The sequence below is a fragment of the Lentzea alba genome, from assembly GCF_047445655.1.
Lineage (GTDB): Bacteria > Actinomycetota > Actinomycetes > Mycobacteriales > Pseudonocardiaceae > Lentzea > Lentzea alba_A.
In genome coordinates this window covers 159,594-177,903 of sequence record NZ_JAJAEG010000019.1, presented here as the reverse complement: position 1 = coordinate 177,903, position 18,310 = coordinate 159,594, and the positions used below count along the sequence as shown (strand labels likewise).

Annotated in this window: 18 protein-coding genes; 11 read left to right on the top strand and 7 right to left on the bottom strand. The window is 68.0% G+C overall.

The annotated features are described in order from the left end of the window. Nucleotides 1-54: 54 nt before the first annotated feature. The 6 genes from LFM09_RS30115 (at nt 55) to LFM09_RS30090 (ending at nt 5,456) form a co-directional block, all read left to right on the top strand. A complete protein-coding gene (locus LFM09_RS30115) occupies nt 55-1,053 on the top strand; it encodes an ABC transporter permease (protein WP_414099952.1) in 999 nt (332 codons plus the stop codon). Nucleotides 1,054-1,060: 7 nt separating this feature from the next. Further along, nucleotides 1,061-1,978, top strand: coding sequence for an ABC transporter permease (locus LFM09_RS30110; RefSeq protein WP_414099982.1), 918 nt, complete (start codon nt 1,061-1,063; stop codon nt 1,976-1,978). Then, nucleotides 1,978-3,138 carry an ABC transporter ATP-binding protein gene (locus LFM09_RS30105; protein ID WP_414099951.1) on the top strand — a complete coding sequence of 387 codons (1,161 nt, stop codon included), beginning with the start codon at nt 1,978-1,980 and terminating at the stop codon, nt 3,136-3,138. Before LFM09_RS30110 ends, LFM09_RS30105 begins: the two co-directional genes overlap by 1 nt. Next, nucleotides 3,135-4,127 carry an ABC transporter ATP-binding protein gene (locus LFM09_RS30100; RefSeq protein ID WP_414099950.1) on the top strand — a complete coding sequence of 331 codons (993 nt, stop codon included), beginning with the start codon at nt 3,135-3,137 and terminating at the stop codon, nt 4,125-4,127. Before LFM09_RS30105 ends, LFM09_RS30100 begins: the two co-directional genes overlap by 4 nt. Nucleotides 4,128-4,204: 77 nt before the next feature. Beyond that, nucleotides 4,205-5,041: an N-acetyl-1-D-myo-inositol-2-amino-2-deoxy-alpha-D-glucopyranoside deacetylase gene (gene mshB, locus LFM09_RS30095; RefSeq protein WP_414099949.1), complete on the top strand. Its 837-nt coding sequence runs from the start codon at nt 4,205-4,207 to the stop codon at nt 5,039-5,041. Nucleotides 5,042-5,051: 10 nt separating this feature from the next. Continuing rightward, nucleotides 5,052-5,456: a hypothetical protein gene (locus LFM09_RS30090; RefSeq protein WP_414099948.1), complete on the top strand. Its 405-nt coding sequence runs from the start codon at nt 5,052-5,054 to the stop codon at nt 5,454-5,456. On the opposite strand, the gene LFM09_RS30085 is transcribed toward LFM09_RS30090, so the two are convergent. Then, nucleotides 5,429-6,070, bottom strand: coding sequence for a GNAT family N-acetyltransferase (locus LFM09_RS30085; protein WP_414099947.1), 642 nt, complete (start codon nt 6,068-6,070; stop codon nt 5,429-5,431). The genes LFM09_RS30090 and LFM09_RS30085 overlap by 28 nt on opposite strands. Before the next feature lie 235 nt (nt 6,071-6,305). Between LFM09_RS30085 and fdxA the strand changes: the two genes are divergently transcribed. Continuing rightward, nucleotides 6,306-6,632: a ferredoxin gene (gene fdxA / locus LFM09_RS30080; RefSeq protein WP_086662771.1), complete on the top strand. Its 327-nt coding sequence runs from the start codon at nt 6,306-6,308 to the stop codon at nt 6,630-6,632. 2 nt (nt 6,633-6,634) lie between these two features. Continuing rightward, on the top strand, nt 6,635-7,726 hold the full coding sequence (gene dapC, locus LFM09_RS30075) for a succinyldiaminopimelate transaminase (RefSeq protein WP_414099981.1): 1,092 nt from the start codon (nt 6,635-6,637) through the stop codon (nt 7,724-7,726). Between the two features lie 2 nt (nt 7,727-7,728). On the opposite strand, the gene LFM09_RS30070 is transcribed toward dapC, so the two are convergent. The 3 genes from LFM09_RS30070 to LFM09_RS30060 form a co-directional block, all read right to left on the bottom strand. Continuing rightward, nucleotides 7,729-8,634, bottom strand: coding sequence for a hypothetical protein (locus LFM09_RS30070; protein ID WP_414099946.1), 906 nt, complete (start codon nt 8,632-8,634; stop codon nt 7,729-7,731). An 88-nt stretch (nt 8,635-8,722) separates the two neighbouring features. Further along, complete coding sequence (gene dapD, locus LFM09_RS30065; protein WP_414099945.1) at nt 8,723-9,715, bottom strand: 2,3,4,5-tetrahydropyridine-2,6-dicarboxylate N-succinyltransferase; 993 nt, start codon at nt 9,713-9,715, stop codon at nt 8,723-8,725. Between the two features lie 257 nt (nt 9,716-9,972). After that, complete coding sequence (locus LFM09_RS30060) at nt 9,973-10,386, bottom strand: hypothetical protein (protein ID WP_414099944.1); 414 nt, start codon at nt 10,384-10,386, stop codon at nt 9,973-9,975. Nucleotides 10,387-10,446: 60 nt separating this feature from the next. Here LFM09_RS30060 and dapE point away from each other — a divergent pair, with 60 nt between their 5' ends. Then, nucleotides 10,447-11,514, top strand: a complete 1,068-nt coding sequence (dapE, locus tag LFM09_RS30055) for a succinyl-diaminopimelate desuccinylase (RefSeq protein WP_414099943.1) — start codon at nt 10,447-10,449, stop codon at nt 11,512-11,514. Nucleotides 11,515-11,531: 17 nt separating this feature from the next. Beyond that, nucleotides 11,532-12,308, top strand: coding sequence for a TIGR00730 family Rossman fold protein (locus tag LFM09_RS30050; RefSeq protein ID WP_414099942.1), 777 nt, complete (start codon nt 11,532-11,534; stop codon nt 12,306-12,308). Here LFM09_RS30050 and LFM09_RS30045 read toward each other — a convergent pair. Continuing rightward, nucleotides 12,284-15,082, bottom strand: a complete 2,799-nt coding sequence (locus tag LFM09_RS30045; RefSeq protein ID WP_414099941.1) for a BTAD domain-containing putative transcriptional regulator — start codon at nt 15,080-15,082, stop codon at nt 12,284-12,286. The genes LFM09_RS30050 and LFM09_RS30045 overlap by 25 nt on opposite strands. A 166-nt stretch (nt 15,083-15,248) precedes the next feature. Between LFM09_RS30045 and LFM09_RS30040 the strand changes: the two genes are divergently transcribed. Further along, entirely contained in the window at nt 15,249-15,785 is a 537-nt protein-coding gene (locus LFM09_RS30040) for a TIGR00730 family Rossman fold protein (protein ID WP_414099940.1), read from the top strand. Here the strand turns inward: LFM09_RS30040 and LFM09_RS30035 are convergent. Next, nucleotides 15,717-16,769, bottom strand: coding sequence for a winged helix DNA-binding domain-containing protein (locus LFM09_RS30035; RefSeq protein WP_414099939.1), 1,053 nt, complete (start codon nt 16,767-16,769; stop codon nt 15,717-15,719). The two genes, LFM09_RS30040 and LFM09_RS30035, sit on opposite strands and share 69 nt — an antisense overlap. A 10-nt stretch (nt 16,770-16,779) precedes the next feature. Further along, complete coding sequence (locus tag LFM09_RS30030) at nt 16,780-18,273, bottom strand: CocE/NonD family hydrolase (protein ID WP_414099938.1); 1,494 nt, start codon at nt 18,271-18,273, stop codon at nt 16,780-16,782. Nucleotides 18,274-18,310: the final 37 nt, after the last annotated feature.

Sequence of the window (18,310 nt, the reverse complement as noted above, 5' to 3'; positions counted from 1 at the left end):
GGCCCGCCCCCCCCCCCCCCCCCCGCCCGAGCGGGTTTCCCCTAGGAGTTCGTCGTGATCCGCTACATCATCCGGCGCCTGCTGATCTCAATACCCATCCTGCTGATCGGCAGCTTCGCCTGTTATCTCCTCGTCGCAACCGCCGGTAACCCGCTGGCCGAGATGCGATTCCGGCAAGGCGTCACCGAGGCCGACATCAAGGCCGCGGAGGTGTCACTGGGCTTGGACAAGCCGGTCGTCGTCCGCTACTGGAACTGGCTCACCGACTTCGTGAGCGGTGACTGGGGGCAGAGCATCGCCCTCGGCCAGGCCAAGCAGCAGGTCTTCACCCAGGTGACCGAAGCCCTCTGGACCACCGGACGCCTCGTCCTCGGCGCAGAGCTGCTGGCTCTCACCCTCGGTGTCGCGGTCGGCGTGCTCGCCGCCGTGCGCCAGTACTCGATCTTCGACTACCTCGCCACCAGCACCGCGTTCCTGATGTTCTCGATGCCGATCTTCTGCGTCGCGGTCATCGTCAAGGACTACGGCATCCAGTTCAACAACGTGCTGGAGTCGATGGGGCTGGACCGCTGGCTCACCACCGCGGGTCCGCGGCCGGAAGGCTTCAGCGGCAGTTTCGGTGAGGTCATCTTCAAGTACACGGGCACGTTCCTGCTGCCGACCGTCGCGCTGATGCTGATCAGCTTCGCCGCGTACAGCCGGTTCGAACGCGCCTCCATGCTGGAGATCCTGCACTCGGACTTCGTGCGCACCGCGCGGGCCAAGGGCATCTCGCAGAGCCGCGTGATCTTCCGCCACGCGTTCCGCAACGCGCTCATCCCCGTCGCCACGCTGTTCTCGCTGAACTTCGGTGCCGTGCTCTCGGGCGCGATCATCACCGAGACGGTGTTCGGCTGGTCCGGCATGGGCACGCTGCTGGTGAACTCCGTGCGGCAGTTCGACCCGCCCATGCTGATGGGCTGGCTCGCGGTCACCGCCACCCTGATCGTGCTGTTCAACCTGGTTGCCGACGTCGTGTACGGCATCCTCGACCCGAGGATTCGCCTTGGCTAACATCAACATGGCGTCCGAGGGCGGTGTGGTCAACAGCGCACCCCAATCAGACTCGCACGAGTTCGACGCCACCAAGACCCGCACGCAGGGCCAGCTCGTCCTGCGCCGCTTCCTGCGCCACCGGCTCGCGATGGTGAGCCTGGGCGTGTTCATCTTGCTGGTTCTGTTCGCGTTTGTCGGCCCATTTATTTGGACGTACGACTTCGAGGACGTCTCCAGCAAGTCGTACCAGCGCATGAGCGGCACTCACCCGCTCGGCACCACGCAGGTCGGCAAGGACATGCTCGCGCTGCTCATGCGTGGCACGGCCTACTCGCTGCAGATCGCGTTGATCGTGGCGGCACTGGCGACCGCGATCGGCGTGACCCTCGGTGCGCTCGCTGGCTACCTGCGCGGGTTCGTCGACACGGCGCTCATGCGCATCGTCGACCTGATGCTGATCATTCCGACCATCGCGGTCGCCGCGATCGTCGTGAAGGGCTTCTCCGGCAGCTGGTACGTCGTCGCACTGGTGCTCGCCGCGTTCGCGTGGATGTCCATCGCCCGCATCACCCGTGGTGAGACGCTGTCGCTGGCCCAGCGGGAGTTCATCGAGGCGGCGCGAGCCTGTGGCGCCAGCACCCCGCGCATCATCTTCAAGCACCTCGTGCCGAACATGATCGGCAGCATCACGGTCAACGCCACGCTTGCGATCGCGGCGGCGGTGCTCACCGAGGCCGCGCTGTCGTTCCTTGGCCTGGGCGTCCAGCCGCCGGACACGTCGCTCGGTGTGATCGTGCAGGAGAACTACGGGCAGTTCCTGACCAGGCCCTGGTTGTTCTGGGGTCCGTTCATCGTGCTCGTGTCGATCTCTCTCGCCGTCAACTTCATCGGTGACGGCCTGCGCGACGCGTTCGACCCGAGGCAGACGAAGGTGCGTGCCTGATGACCACTGTTTCCGAACTGTCGGAGGACTTCCTGCCCTCCAACACCACCGCACCGCTGCTCTCGGTCAGGGACCTCTCGGTCACCTTCCCGACCGACGACGGCGACGTTCGTGCCGTGCGCAACGTCTCGTTCGACCTGAACCCCGGCGACGTCCTGGGCATCGTCGGGGAGTCGGGTTCCGGCAAGTCCGTGTCCTCCATGGCGATCATGGGCCTGCTGCCCAAGAACGCGCGCATCGAGGGGTCGATCCGCTACCGCGGTGAAGAGCTGAACGGCCGCACCTACAAGCAGATGCAGCCGTTCCGCAGCAAGCACATCTCGATGATCTTCCAGGACCCGATGACGTCGCTGAACCCGGTCTACACCGTGGGTTGGCAGCTCGCCGAGACCTACCGCGCGCACCACGACGTCTCGAAGAAGGCGGCGTGGGCCAAGGCGGTCGAGGCGCTGGAACTGGTCGGCATCCCGCAGCCGGACAAGCGTGCGGCGCAGTACCCGCACGAGTTCTCCGGCGGTATGCGGCAGCGCGTGGTGATCGCGATGGCGATCATCAACGACCCCAGCGTGATCATCGCCGACGAGCCGACCACCGCGCTCGACGTGACGGTGCAGGCGCAGATCCTCGACACCATGCTGCGGCTGCAGTCCGAGACCGACGCGGCGATCGTCATGATCACGCACGACCTCGGCGTGGTCGCGGGCATGGTCAACCGCGTGCAGGTGATGTACGGCGGCACCGTGGTCGAGTCCGGCCCCGTTGACGACGTCTTCGAACGTCCGAGGATGCCGTACACGGTCGGACTGCTCGGCTCCGTGCCGAACCCGTCCACGCTCGGCAAGCGGCTCACCCCGATCAAGGGCGCTCCGCCCTCGCTGGTGAACCTGCCGACCGGTTGCTCGTTCTCGCCCCGCTGCCCGCTCGTCACCGACGTGTGCCACGAGTGGGAACCGGAGCTGGAAGAGGCGGGTGCGGCGAACCACAAGACGCGCTGCCACCGCTGGGAGCACCTCGCGACCATCGAGCAGCCGCAGAAGCTGTTCCTGCACGACGAGATCGGCACGGTGGAGAACCCGGCGGTGTTCGCCGCGGCCAATCCCGACGAGTCGCTCGAAGTCAGCCCCGCGCACGTAAGCACCGATGAGGAGGTCAAGCCGTGACCGCGCCACTGCTGGAGGTCACGGACCTCGTCAAGGAATTCCCCGTGCGGGGCAAGGGCATCATCCCGCGCAACGTCGGCACGGTGCAGGCCGTGTCCGGTGTGTCGTTCGCGCTGCAGGCCGGCGAGACGCTCGGCCTGGTCGGCGAGTCCGGCTGTGGCAAGTCCACCACCGGCCGCGCGATCCTGCAGCTGCACAAGCCGACCTCGGGCTCGGTGAAGTTCGACGGCCGCGAGCTCACGACCATGAGCACCAAGCAGTTGCGGCCGTTGCGCAAGGACATCCAGATCGTCTTCCAGGACCCGTACGCGTCGCTGAACCCCAAGTGGCAGGTCAACGACATCATCGCGGAGCCCCTGCAGATCCACGGTGTCGAAGGCGGCGTGCAGCGTCGCGTCAACGAGCTGATGGAGCTCGTGGGCCTCAACCCCGAGCACCGCAACCGTTACCCGCACGAGTTCTCCGGCGGTCAGCGGCAGCGCATCGGCATCGCCCGCGCGCTCGCCCTGAACCCGAAGTTCCTGGTGCTGGACGAGCCGGTGTCCGCTTTGGACGTCTCGGTGCAGGCCGGTGTCGTGAACCTGCTGGAAGAGCTGCAGGAACGGCTCGGGCTGGCCTACCTGTTCGTCGCGCACGACCTCTCGGTGGTGCGGCACATCTCGGACCGGGTCGCGGTCATGTACCTCGGCAAGATCATCGAGATGGGCGAGCGCGAGGCCATCTACAACAAGCCGATGCACCCGTACACGCAGGCGCTGCTGTCCGCGGTTCCGATGCCGGACCCGAAGCAGGAGCGCAAGCGTCAGCGGATCGTGTTGACCGGTGACGTGCCGTCGCCGGTGAACCCGCCGTCGGGCTGCCGGTTCCGGACTCGGTGCTGGAAGGCTCAGGACATCTGCGCCACCGAAGAACCGAAGCTGGAACTGCGGGGTGGACCGGACGGAACGCTGTCCGCGTGCCACTTCGCCGAAGAGCGTTCGGTCGTTTAGGTATCTCGCTGACCAATTGAGATCCTTAGCAAAGGCCGCCTTTATCATCCGATGAAGGCGGCCTTTACTCTTTTCCGGTGACGCTGACTGCCCCACCACGGTTGCTCTTCGTGCACGCTCACCCGGACGACGAGAGTCTCTGGACAGGCGGCACCATCGCGCGCTACGCCTCGGCGGGCGCGCACGTCACAGTCGTCACCTGCACGCTGGGGGAAGAGGGCGAGATCATCCCGCCCGCGCTGGCGCATCTGGCCGCCGACGCCGCCGACCAGCTGGGCGGGTACCGCGTCGGCGAGCTGAGGTCAGCCTGCGCCGCGCTCGGCGTGACGGACCACAGATTCCTCGGCGGTATCGGCAGATGGCGTGACTCCGGCATGGTCGACGTGCCGTCCAACGCGCACGCACGTGCGTTCATCCAGGGCTCGATCGAGGACCAGGCCGCCCAACTGGTCGAGATCCTGCGCGAGGTGAAGCCTCAGGTCGTCGTCAGCTACGACGCGTTCGGCGGCTACGGCCACCCCGACCACATCCGCGCGCACGAGATCACCATGGCCGCCTGTGCGCAGGTTTCGGACGTGGACAGGGTCTTCTACGCCGTGACGTCCCGCGACGCCACCAAAGCCGGTGTGGCGGCGCTGGAGAACGTGCCCGAGTCGTTCCGGCTGCCGGAGCCCGATGAGCTGCCGGTGACGCCGGACGAGGACATCACGACTGTGATCGATGTTTCCGAGCATCTGACGGCGAAGCGCCGTGCGTTGCGTGCACACTCGACGCAGGTCAGTGTGTGGGACGACGGGTATGCGTTGTCGAACGGCATCGCGCAGCCGCTGGTCGGGAGCGAGTTCTACGTGCTCGCCAAGGGATCGGCGGAGGGCGTGGCCACAGACTTGTTCGGAGGCTTGGGTGAGCGCTAGCTGGCGACGCGTGTTTTTGCTGCTGCTCTGCATTGAGGCAGCGGTGCTCGCCGTGCTGGAGTCGTTCTTCCTGCCGTTGCGCCTGGACGGCACGTTGCTGCCGCGTCTGGGCGACATTCCGTTCCCCATCACGATCGCTGTGGCCGTCGTCACGACACCGTTGCTGGTGCAGTGGGCGGCCTCGCTCTCCGAACGGGTCGCGGCCGCCGCGGCCCCGCTCGGGGTGTGGTTCTTCACGATCTTCTCGCTCGGCTACCTGGAGCCGGGCGGTGGTTACTTCTTCCTCGACGACTGGCGGATGCTGATGCTCGTCGCGGGCGGTGCGCTGCCGGGGGCGGTGGCCGTCGGTGCCGTGATGGCGCGCAACGCGGCCCATCGGCCCGGCCTCTACGAGACCGCCGGCGGCACCCAGTAGCGGTAGCGGTGGTGTTCGGTGCAGCCGAGCTCCTCGTACAGCCGGATCGCCGCCTCGTTGTGCGAGGCGACCTGCAGCACGCACGTCGTGGCGCCCTGTTCGAGGCCCCAGCCGGCCAGCTGCCCCATCAGCCTCGTGGCGAGGCCCTGGCGGCGGTGTGAGGGCCGCACGGCGAGCCTGGCGACGTGCAGCAGGTCTTCGACCACGCAGCCCCGCACAGCGGCGATCACGGTGCCGTTCTCGTCCAGGCTCGCGCGGCAGACGTTGCCGGTGCCGAGCACGTGCCGGTGGACGGCGCGGACCTCGGATCCGGCCGCGAGTTCCCACCATCCGGGAAGATCACGATTTTCGGCTACGCCGTCGGCGAACTTCTCCAGCGGACCGGTCATCACCAGGGACTCCGCGCCGCCGGGGTGATCGAGATCCACCTGCCAGCCGGCGTCCGCGATCGCCTGTTCGAACTGGGAACCCATCACGACGTGCGCGGTGGGTTTGATGCCGTGCTCGCGGGCGAACCTTTCGGTGACCGCGAGTGCCTCCGGAACGGGCACGCCGGGGTCGCCGCAGGTGAGCGTGCTGTTCGCGCGACCGGTGAACCCGTCCGCGGCGCGCATCAACCAGTCTCCAAGCGGGACTTCTGCCAGGGCGGGCCATGCTCGCGCACAGAGCGATTCCAGGTGATCCACGGCGTGCATGCGTTCATCCTGTCCCCGTTGGCCAGAGATTTTCCGGGCAGGTGATGTGACGTGGCGCATATGGCAGATAAGGCAAGCCTGACCGGGTGATACTCGAACGTGCCGCGTACTCTCCGGCTTGCGCGGTGTGGACCAGAGGAAGTTGGAGAGCGCAGTGACCTATGTGATCGCCCAGCCGTGCGTGGACGTGCTCGACAAGGCGTGCATCGAAGAGTGCCCCGTCGACTGCATCTACGAAGGCGACCGGATGCTCTACATCCACCCCGACGAGTGCGTGGACTGTGGCGCGTGCGAACCCGTGTGCCCGGTGGAAGCCATCTACTACGAGGACGACGTCCCCGATGAGTGGAAGGACTACACCAAGGCGAACGTGGACTTCTTCAACGAGCTCGGTTCGCCCGGTGGCGCGTCGAAGGTCGGCAAGGTCAGCGCCGACCCGGAGTTCATCAAGGTGCTCGAGCCGCAGGCTGAGGGGCATTGATCATCCAACGCCGCGGTCCGGCCCTGCCGGACTTCCCGTGGGACTCGCTGGCTGACCACGCCGCCAAGGCGCGCAAGCACCCCGGTGGCGTGGTCGACCTGTCGGTCGGCACCCCTGTCGACCCCGTTCCCGCGGTGATCCAGTCCGCGCTGTCGTCGGTCGCGGACATCCCCGGCTACCCGACCACCCACGGCACTCCCGAGCTGCGTGCGGCCTTCGTCGCCGCGGTGGAGCGCCGGTACGGGATCGTCGGGCTCTCCGCGGACGCGGTGCTGCCCACGATCGGCTCCAAGGAGCTCGTGGCGTGGCTGCCGACGCTGCTCGGCGTCGGGCCCGGCGACGTCGTGGCCGTGCCCGCGGTGGCGTACCCGACGTACGAGGTCGGCGCGCTGCTGGCCGGCGCTGAGGTCGTGCGTCTGGAGGACGGCGAACTGCCGCCCGCCGGCACCCGGCTGGTGTGGCTGAACTCGCCGTCGAACCCGACCGGCCGCGTGCTGTCGGCTGAGCAGCTGCGTGACGCGGTCGCCGCGGCTCGTGCCGTCGGCGCCGTGGTGGCGTCGGACGAGTGTTATCTCGCGCTGCCTTGGGATTCCTCGCCGGTGTCGGTGCTGCATCCGTCCGTTGTGGACTCGTTCGACGGCGTGCTCGCGGTGCACTCGCTGTCGAAGTCGTCGTCGCTGGCCGGCTACCGGGCCGGGTTCATCACCGGTGATCCGGAGCTGATCTCGGGCCTGCTGGAGCTGCGCAAGCACGCCGGCATGATCGTGCCCCGTCCGGTGCAGGAAGCCATGCGTGCTGCCCTTGAGGACGATGCTCACGTTGCTGAGCAGCGTTCGCGGTATCTGGCCCGGCGTGAGGTGTTGAAGCCCGCGCTGGAGGCGGCGGGGTTCACCGTGTCGCACTCCGAGGCCGGGCTGTACCTGTGGTCGTCGCGCGGTGAGGACGCCTGGGAGACCATCTCCTGGCTGGCCGATCGCGGGATCTTGGCGGCTCCCGGGACGTTCTACGGGCCGGCGGGGGCGCAGCACGTGCGGATCGCTCTCACGGCCACCGACGAGCGGATCGCTGCCGCTGCGGAGCGCCTCAGCGCCTGATTTCAGGGCTTGAGAGCCGACCAGACCCTGCGGGTGAACTGGTTGGGCGGCACGGCGTCCGTCGTCAGGCGGACACTGGTGCTGATCTCCTCGCCGCTCAGGCCCAGGCCGAGCACCAGGTGCCAGTGCAGGTCCCAGAGGTCCTGGAACGCGTCCAGCTCCACGTCGGCGTCCGCGCTCACGTGGAGCACGGCTGGTTCCGCTACTCGCACCACGCGCTCTACTGCTCGTACGTCCCTGGTGTTCGTGCGGAAGCTGAAGGCCAGGTCGACGGTTTCGCTGTCCAGGCCGTAGGTGGCGTAGGAGTGGCAGCGGTGGTGCGGGAGCGACAGCGGCTGGTTCGTCTCCAGGTAGAGGTCGCCCTCGAAGCGGAGTGTCGGCGAGTGCTGGCTGAGGGTGGCTCTGGCGCTGACGAACTCCCAGCCCGGCATGTCGAGCTTGGGGATCAGCAGTTCGAGGATCTCGCCCCGGCGGGCGGATCTGGTTCGTTCACCTGAGCGCCACGGGATTTCCCTGCTGTAGGGCTCTTTCTTGGTGACGAAGACGTACGGGGCGTTGTCGGTCTGAAGACTCAGGACGACGACTGTGCGGCCTGACGACCAGTGGAACGCGACCGTGGTGAGGCCTGGCGCCACGCCGTCGAAGTGACTCTCGACCTTGGGCCACCAGCTGGAGAGCTCCTCGGCCAGGGCACCTTTGACGTAGCGGCCCTTCTCGTCCACGCCGACGATCCACATCGCCTCGGAGCCGCGGGCCGCGTTGCACAGCGCGGCGATCTGCCTGGCGGCTTTGCCGTGGTCCACCGGCCACTGGGTCTTGAACTCCACGAAGGAGTCCTCCGACTGGGCGCCCTCCAGGGCACGCTCGATGGCGGCGCGAGCGTTCAGTTCGATCCGCTGCTTCAGCACGTGCACCTCCTTGGGGCGTTGTCAGGGCCTTGAAGTGGCGAGGGCCCAGACTGCCTCAGCAGACCGGGCCCCAGACACCTAGTTTCCCTCAGTCGTTCGCGTGGAGCGCGGCGTTCAGCTCTACGCCGGTGCCCTTGCGGGGCTTCACCTTCACGGTGCCGCTGACCGAGTCGCGGATGAAGAGCAGATTCGACTGACCGGTGAGCGTCGAGGCCTTGACGATCTCACCGTCCGGCAGGGTGACCTTGGTGCCCGCGGTGATGTAGAGGCCGGCTTCGACCACGCAGTCGTCGCCCAGGGAGATGCCGAGACCGGCGTTCGCGCCCAGGAGGCAGCGCTCGCCGATGGAGATGACCTGCTTGCCGCCACCGGAGAGGGTGCCCATGATCGACGAGCCACCGCCGACGTCCGAGCCGTCTCCCACGACCACGCCGCCGGAGATGCGGCCCTCGACCATGCTGTTGCCGAGGGTGCCGGCGTTGAAGTTGACGAAACCCTCGTGCATGACGGTGGTGCCGGCGGCGAGGTGGGCGCCCAGGCGGACGCGGTCGGCGTCGCCGATTCGGACTCCGGACGGGACCACGTAGTCGACCATCCTGGGGAACTTGTCGATTGCGTAGACCGTGACCGGGCCGCGGACGCGGAGTCGCGTGCGGGTTTGTTCGAAGCCGTCTACTGCGCAGGGGCCGTGGTTGGTCCAGACGACGTTGGTCAGGAGGCCGAAGAGGCCGTCCAGGTTCGCGCCGTGGGGCTTGATCAGGCGGTGGCTCAGGAGGTGGAGCCTGAGCCAGACGTCGTAGGTGTCGCGTGGGGCCGCGGTCAGGTCGATGGTGACCTTGACGCCCACCACCTCGACGTTGCGCTCCGGGTCCTCGCCCAGGAGCTTGGCTGCGGACTCGCCCAGGGCCTCGGCGATTTCTGCTGAGGACAGGCGGGTGGTGGTCAGGCCTACTGCCTCGGCTGCCGCCTCTGCTGCTACCTCTGCCGGGGCTTCGGTCAGGGTGGGGGACGGGTACCAGGTGTCTAGGACGGTGCCGTCCGGGGTCACTGTGGCCAAGCCGATGCCGTATGCGGTGCTCACAGGGGTTGAGCTTAGTCTTGTGGGCCGCCTTCGGCGGGCGCGCGGGTTACCTGGGGCGTCCCCCTGGGGCGTTGGCGGGCGCCGGTTGCGAGTCCGTGGTGGGTTCCGTTGCGTGCGGATGGTCACCCAGCGAGCGGTGAGTCCTGTTTGAAGATCGGCCGCCTGTTTCGCAGTTTGGTTGCGTTGGTCCTTCCCGAACGCGCTGGGCGGGGCGGTCCAGGAGCGGTGGGCTCACTCGGCGCGTAGGGACGGCTGCGTCAGTCCGGCACGTCTGCGCTGAAGTACAGCGAGCTGAGGACGCCCCTGGTGGCGATCAGGGCCTCGTTGCACTTCGACTGGCGGGCGTCGGTGCTTGAGACGTTGTCCACGCGTACTTCGCCGCAGCGGTGTGCCTCGAAGTCGCCTACTGCGGTCATCAGGCGGGGGAGGACTTCGCTCACGTCCTCCTGGACGTGTTTGCCCTGCAGGGACCTGTCCAGTTTGCGGGTCATCGTGCTGACTCGGGTTACCCAGGCCGCGCAGTCGGCCGGGGTGCCGCTGTGCTGGGAGCCGCAAGGTGCGGAGAAGAGGGAGCGGATCTCGCCGCACTGGCGGTCGCAGGCTGCTGGGGATTCGCCGCAACCGGTGGCCATCAACATCATGGTGATGACCGGGAGTGTGCGTTTGATCACGCAGCGCACGGTATCGGCTGAACGGTCTAACGCCCAAGTGGAGTCAGTAGGGTGGCGGGCGTGTCCGACACCCTTGATCTCTTTGCTGACCCGGTTGAGTTGACTGCGGCCCTCGTGGATGTGCGCAGCGTGTCCGGGGAGGAGGCGGAGATCGCGGATCTGGTTGAGCGATCACTGGCGTTGCACGCGCCTCACCTGGAGATCACCCGTTCGGGGAACTCTGTGCTGGCTCGGACGAATCTTGGGCGTGCTCGGCGGGTGGTGTTGGCCGGGCATTTGGACACCGTGCCCATCAACCAGAACTTTCCCAGCCGGCGTGAGGGTGGGGTGCTGCACGGGTGCGGGACTGTGGACATGAAGGGTGGGGACGCGGTCATGTTGGGGATTGCGGCCCGTAGTGCTGAGGCTCGGCACGACCTGACGTTCGTCTTCTACGACTGTGAAGAGATCGAGGCTGAGCGCAACGGCCTCACGCGGATTCAGCGCGAGCTTGTCGAGTGGCTGCAGGGGGATCTGGCGATCGTGTGCGAGCCGTCCAACGGGACGGTTGAGGCCGGGTGTCAGGGCACCATGCGGATTGAGGTTCGGACTGCTGGGAAGCGGGCGCACACCGCTCGGGCGTGGATGGGGAAGAACGCCATTCACGGGATGGGGGAGGCGTTGCGGCGGCTTGAGGCTTATGTGCCTCGGCAGCCTGAGATTGACGGGTGTCAGTACCACGAGGGGCTGCAGGCCGTGAGGATCAGCGGTGGGGTGGCTGGGAACGTGGTGCCGGACGAGGCTGTGTTGTCGGTCAACCACCGGTTTGCGCCGGATCGGACTGTTGAGCAGGCGGAGCAGCACCTTCGTGAGGTGTTCGAGGGGTTCGAGGTTGTTGTCACGGACTTCGCGGCCGGGGCGTTGCCCGGGCTGAACGCTCCTGCCGCGCAGGAGTTGGTGGAGGCTGCCGGTGGGGTGCCGGTGGCCAAGCTGGGGTGGACGGACGTTGCCCGGTTTGCGGCGTTGGGGATGCCTGCGGTGAATTTCGGGCCTGGGGATCCGACGTTGGCGCACACGCAGGAGGAGCACGTGGCGATCGAGCAGATCACCGGGTGTTTCGACGTGCTTAAGCGATTTTTGCTTGCCTGATCACTAATATCTCAGTGATGACGGAAAACGAGAACGGCGCCGTGGACGAGCGCCCCAAGGAAAAGATGCGCGGGCCTGTCGTACTGCGCAGAGGACGTCGGGACGAGCTCACCACCACGGACCAGCGGTTGCTGGACTCTCGTGGGCCCACGGACTGGGTGCACACGGATCCGTGGCGGGTGTTGCGGATTCAGGCCGAGTTCGTTGAAGGTTTTGGGGCGCTGGCTGAGGTGCCCAGTGCGGTGACCGTGTTCGGGTCGGCTCGGACCGGGCGGGATCACCCCGAGTACCAGCTCGGGCGGGATCTCGGGAAGGCGTTGGCCGAGGCCGGGTTCGCTGCCATCACCGGGGGTGGGCCCGGTGCCATGGAGGCCGTCAACCGGGGGTGCTCGGAGGCCGGTGGGTTCTCGATCGGGCTCGGGATCGAGTTGCCGTTCGAGCAGGGGCTCAACCCGTGGGTCGACCTCGGGGTGAACTTCCGGTACTTCTTCGTGCGCAAGACGATGTTCATCAAGTATTCGCAGGCCTTCATCTGCTTGCCCGGTGGGTTCGGGACGCTCGACGAGTTGTTCGAGGCGTTGACGCTGGTGCAGACCAAGAAGGTCACGAAGTTCCCGGTGGTGTTGTTCGGGAAGTCGTACTGGCAGGGGCTTTACGACTGGATCAAGGCCTCGGTGCTGGAGGGTGGCAAGGTCGGGGAGAAGGACCTCGCGTTGCTGCACCTGACGGACGACATCGAGGACGCGGTTCGGGTCGTCAAGGACGCGCATCAGGCTTGGGCGGACGCGCACTGACCTCCGGCCAGCTTCTGCCGGACCGCGTCGGCGTCGGGGTGGCGCAGGTCGTCGAACAGGCTCACGGCCCTCTGCCACGCGCGGTGGGCCGCAGCCACCTCACCGGTCGCGAGGTGTGCGTCGCCCAGGCGGTCCAAGGTCGCGGCCTGCTCGAAGCGGTCTCCCAGTTCGTCCAGCAGGGCGGCTGAGCGCTGGTAGGCGTCGATCGCCTTGTGGTGCTCGCCGAGGTGGTGGCGGATCACACCGATGCTGTCGAGGGTGTACGCCTCGCCTTGGCGGTCGTCGAGTTGGCGGTGCAGGACCAGTGCGTGCTCGCAGTGGCCTACCGCTTCCTGGTGCTGGCCCAGCCGGTCCAGGTAGAAACCGACGGCGTTGAGTGCGCTCGCCTGGCCCGCGAGGTGTCCGGAGGCCTCGAACAGGGCGACTGCGGCGCGGCCGTGCACGAGTGCTTCGTCCCAGCGGGACAGCAGGTCGAACAGCAGGCCGAGGCCGCGGTGTGCCCGTGCCTCGCCTGGGCCGTCGCCGAGCTTGCGGTACAGCTCCATCGCGGCCAGCAGGTGGTGTTCCGCCTCGTCGAACTCGCGCATCTCGGAGTGGGCGTGGCCGATCATGTGGTGGATGCGGGCCTGCGCGTCGAGGTCGCCGAGTGTTCTGGCGGACTCCAGGGCGGCGTGCTGCCGTTCGGCGAACTCCTGCCAGCGGCTCGATCTGCCCAGGTACATCGCCAGTGCCCACGGCAGTTGCCACGCCGGCACGTGGAAGCCGTTGTCGCGGGCCAGCACGGTCACCGCGGACAGCACCGCTTCCTCGGTTTCGAGCCACTCCCACGCCTCGGCGTGATCGCTCGGCTGCTCCGGCTCCACACCGGACACCGGCTCGTCGAGCGTGATCCCGTCCCGCAACGGTTGCAGCGCAACCGATGTGGCGACGGCGCTGCGCGTGTAGTGGTCGAACAGCCTGCGCAGCGCCTGCTCGCGTTCCTCCTCGCCGGCCTGCTCCACGGCGTACACGCGCAGCAGGTCGTGGAAGGCGAAGCGGCCGGGACGGTGCTCGGTCAGCAGGTGTGCCCTCGTCAGTTCGCTGAGCAGTGCGCGGGTCTCGTCGAACGGCAGGCCCGCGAGGCTCGCCGACGCGCGCCAGGAGATGTCCGGGCCCGGATGCACCCCCAGCAGACGGAACATCCGCGCGGCCTGCTCGCCGAGGTGCCGGTAGGACCACCAGAACACGCCGCGGACGCTCGTCACCGAGTCGCCGGTGTCGAGCGCGTCGAGTGACGTCGTGTCGTCGCCGAGGTCGTCGGCGAGTTTGCGCAACGGGAGCCCGGGGTTGTCCGCCGCCCGTGCGGACATGATCGCCAACGCCAGCGGCAACCGGGCGCACGAGGTGATCAGGTCGTCCACGGCGGCGGGCTCGGCCGCCACGCGGTCGTGGCCGAGGTGTTCGGCCACGAGTGCCCGCGCCTCGTCGAAGTCGGGCGTGTCCAGGCTGACCGACCGAGCGCCTTCGTGGGCGACCAGGCTGGTGAGCCGGTTGCGGCTGGTGATCATGACGTGGCAGCTCGACGTGCCGGGCAGCAGCGGGCGCACCTGGTCGCTGTCGCGTGCGTTGTCCAGCAGCACCAGCATCTTCCGGCCGACCAGCAGGCTGCGGTACAGCGCGGCCTGCGCGTCGAGGGACGCGGGGATCCGGTCCGGTGGGACGTCCAGCGCGCTGAGGAAGCCGCGGATGGCGTCGCTCGGCGCCATCGGTTCGGACGACGGGTCGAAGCCGTGCAGGTTCACGTAGAGCTGGCCGTCCGGGAAACGGTCCGCCACCTGGTGCGACCAGTGCACGGCCAGCGTTGTCTTGCCGACGCCCGCCGTGCCGACGATCGCGGAGATCGTCACCGTCGGCGAGTCGTGGGCCAGTTTCGACAGCAGGCGCAGTTCCTGGTCGCGCCCGACGAAGTGGGGCGTGTGTGCGGGCAGCTGTCTCGGCACCAGCCGCGGGGACGCCGCCGCGGGCGCCTGTGTGCTGACCGCGGTCAGCACCGGATCGGCCATGAGGATCTGGTGGTGCAGCTGCTGCAGCCGGATGCTGGGATCGACCCCCAGCTCGCGCGACAGCAGCGCGTGGACCGTGCGGTAGGTCCGCAACGCCTCGGCCTGCTGGTCGGAGTGGTAGTGCGCCAGCATCAGCTGACCCCACAGGCGTTCCCGCAACGGGTGCTGCCGGGTCAGCGCGAGCAGTTCGCCGACGAGCGCGCCGTGCAGACCGCGCATCGCGTCCGCCTCGATGCGGTTCTCCAGGGTGGCGAGCCGGTGTTCCACGAGCGCGGGGACGAGGTCGCGGTGCAGCGCCTCAGAGGGGATTCCGGCCAGCGGCTCGCCCCGCCACAGGTCGAGGGCCGCGCTCAGCACCCGGCTGGCCTCGTCCGCGTATCCCTCGTCCAGCAAGGACTTCCCGTGCTTGGCCAACCTGTCGAAGCGCCGGAGGTCGAGCGTGTCGCCGGCGGCCTCGATCAGGTAGCCGTCCGAGCGGGTGGAGATGATCTCCGGCGCGCCGAGCGACTGGCGCAGGCGCTGCATGTAGGTCTGGACGGTGTCGCGCGCGCGTCCGGACGCGGAGTCGCCCCAGAGGCGGTCCACGATCACGTCCATCGGCACGACGCGGTTGGCATCGACGAGCAGGGAGGCCAGCAGCACGCGGAGTTTGGGCGAGCCAAGGGGCACGAGCTCGCCGTCGCGGACGATCTCGAGTGGACCCAGCAGCCTGAACTCGAAGCGCGATCCCATCCCACGCCTCCGTAGCGGGTCCGTTAGATCAGACGACATTCTACTTTCGATACATTCGGCGGTGGAACTGCTGGTCAGAGGCATGCGGGCGGCGTACGCCCTCAGGTGCGCCGACGGTACTGTTCCTCTGGTGTACGTAGCTGTGTATTGCGGGAGCCTGGCGACGGTGCCTCAGAGTTACGTCGACCTCGCGGCCGAGGTGGGGCGGCAGATCGCTGCGCGCGGCTGGAACCTCGTCTGGGGTGGCGGGCAGACGTCGATGATGGGTGCGGTGGCGCGGGAGGCTCGTGCCGGAGGTTCGCACACGTACGGCGTGATCCCCAAGGGGCTGGCCACCAGGGAGATCGCGGACCGGGAGTCGACCGAGTTGCACGTGGTCGACACGATGCGCGAGCGCAAGAAGATGATGGACGACAAGGCGGACGCGTTCCTCACGTTGCCCGGTGGCATCGGGACCGCCGAGGAGTTCTTCGAGGTGTGGACGGCGGGCGTGCTCGGCATGCACAGCAAGCCGGTCGTGCTGCTCGACGTCGACAACCACTACAAGGGGCTCGTCGAGTGGCTGAGTGAGCTGCGGGACAAGGGGTTCGTCTCGCACGCCGCGCTGAAGTCGCTCGTCGTCACGGACGACGTGTCAGTTGCTCTTGACGCTTGCGTCGTTCAGGCCCTTGGCCGCGGCGATGAGCTGGGCCTCCGGCAGTAGGTCCGGCAGCGGGCGGTACGGCGTCGCCGTCACCTCGAACCGCTTGCCGGACACCACCTTGCCCTGCCACGAGCCCGCGATCTCGCCGTCGACCAGGATCGCGCCGCGGCGGCCCAGGATGCGGAAGATGTCCTTCTGCGCGGCCTTGTCCGGGAGCAGCAGGTCGCGGTCGCGGGCCTGCAGGTACGGATCGGTCGGCGGGAGCAGGCGCACGTCCGGTGGTTCGGCGTCGGCGATCTCCACGTCCTCGGGCAGCCACGCCTTGACGCCCTCGACGGTGACCTCGACCAGGCCGTCCTTCGGCCACTGCTTCTTGACCTCACGGGTGGTCGTGCCGAAGTAACTGGCCACTTCGGACGGTCCGGCCGGGCCGTGCAACGTCAGGTAGCGGTGGATCAGCTCGTTGAAGCCCGCGGTCTTGCGCGGGACGCCCGGCCAGCCGTGGATGCGTTCGAACGTCACGGTCTTCTCTTCCGGGAGGATCCGCAGGCCCGCGGGCAACGCGCCCAGCCGGAAGATCGGGTCGCTGACGTGCTCGGTCTGGCAGCCCCGGCACGCCTCGACGGTCTGCTTGGGCGCCAACGGGGTCAGCGCCTTGCTGAGATCGCCCTTGGTCATCGGCTTGGTGACGATCGAGCGCATCGCCGTGGCGATGTGCCGCAACGACGCCAGCATGTCGTCGACCTTCGGGCGGGACGCGCGCGAGAGAGCGTCTGCGTCGCTCCACGGCCACAGCGCGCGGGAGAACGCCTTCAGCTCACCGGCGCGGTGCAGGTGCGGGGCGCCCCGCACGGACCACGTCACGGTGAAGTCGGACGCGTCGGGTTTGTCGAGGCGCGCGGCGAGACTGACCAGGGCCGAGCCGGAGGTGTTGTCCTGGACGCCCAGGGAGAACACCGCCAGCTCGGCCGCGTCGGAGACCCGCCGGTCCAGCTCGTGCTGATGGATCCGGTGGAAGAGCACCTGCTGTCGGGTGAAGTCCACCCGGACATTCTTACGCCTTCGGAACCGTGAGGCTCGACGGTCCGAACGTGACGGACGATCCCCGTGATGATTCCGTGAGGTAGCGCGGGTCCACGGTGTCGATCACCAGTGCGACGCGGTTGCCCGCGTCGACGTTCCACACGGTCGGCTCCAGCTCCACGTCGAGCGTCTGCGTGCGGCCCGCGCCGGTGACCTTCATCGGCTTGTGCGTGATCAACGAGCCCAGGCCCAGCGGCCCGACCTCGTAGAGGTACGCGAACAACGTGGTCGTCTCGGCGCTCGGCGTCACGGTCAGCTTCAGCTTCGGTGTGCCGGCGAGCGTTGCGCCGTTCGGGTACTGCGGACCGCTCCACACACCGGCGAGGTTGCGGTCGACGAACGGCAGCGAGACCCCGGTCGGGATGTTCAGGAACCCTTGCAGCGCACCGGACAGCAGAATCGTGCCGCTGTCGGCGACGGTGTTCCAGCCCGCGTAGATCTTCTTGCCGTCGAGCTGCACCGTGTCGGCGGGTCCGGCCGGCCACGCGCCGAACTTCTTCCACGTGCCGCCGTTGTTGGGCTTGAGCTGCACCGGCTGCTCGGCGTCGACGCCGTTGGCCGTGCCCTTGACGTAGCGGTCGAACCAGCGGCCGACGGACTCCCAGATCTCGTTGGGCAGACCGGCCGCGCCGAACAGCTCGGCGGTGGCGTGGTCGCCCGGCGAGAGCATGAGCCGCTTGGGACCGGTGAGCTTGCCGTAGAAGTCCGCGACCTGGCCCGGCGCGAAGATGCCGTCGTTCCAGGCGTTGCCGATCAGCACCGCGGTGCCGTTGGCGTTGATCTGCGAGATCTTCGAGGCGGCCGAACGGCCGGCGGAGATCGGGACGACCTCGTGGAACCGGCCGTCGCGGTAGGCGTCCTCGGCTTCCAGGAGGACGGGTCCAGGACGTCCGGTGGCGTGCCCCGCGGCCAGCAGGACCTCGACGGCCTGCTTGTTCACGGTGTTGTACGGGTAGAGCGAGCGGGCCAGGTCGGTCCACGTGCTCAACGCCGCCGCGGCCTTGATGCGCTTGTCGTTCGCCGCGGCGAGAAGAGATTGCCCGCCGCCGTAGGAGATCCCGGCGACGCCGACCTTGGTGCCGTCGGCCTTGACGTTCGCGACGGCCCAGTCGATGACCTTGCTGACGTCGCCGACGGTGTCAGGGCCGGCGATGTCGATCTCGCCGCCGGAGTCCCAGAAGCCGCGGCTGGTGTAGCTGACCACGACGTAGCCGGATTCCTTGGCGAGCTTGGCGGCCGCGCCGACGTACTCGATGTTCGGGACCGCCCAGCTGGACGGCATGACGAGCAACGGGAACGGGCCGCTGCCCTGTCCGGTCGGTTCGACGACGAAGGCCTTCAGGGTGGTGCCACCGACGCCGGAGATCGACTTGTAGGTGATGGAGTGTCCCGGCGCCGCGATGGCAGCTGGAGCACCGAGCAGGGACGTGAGGAGTACCAGGACTAAAACAAGTGATCGTCGCACGCTGGTCCTCCTTGACCATGACGTAGATCACACAGGG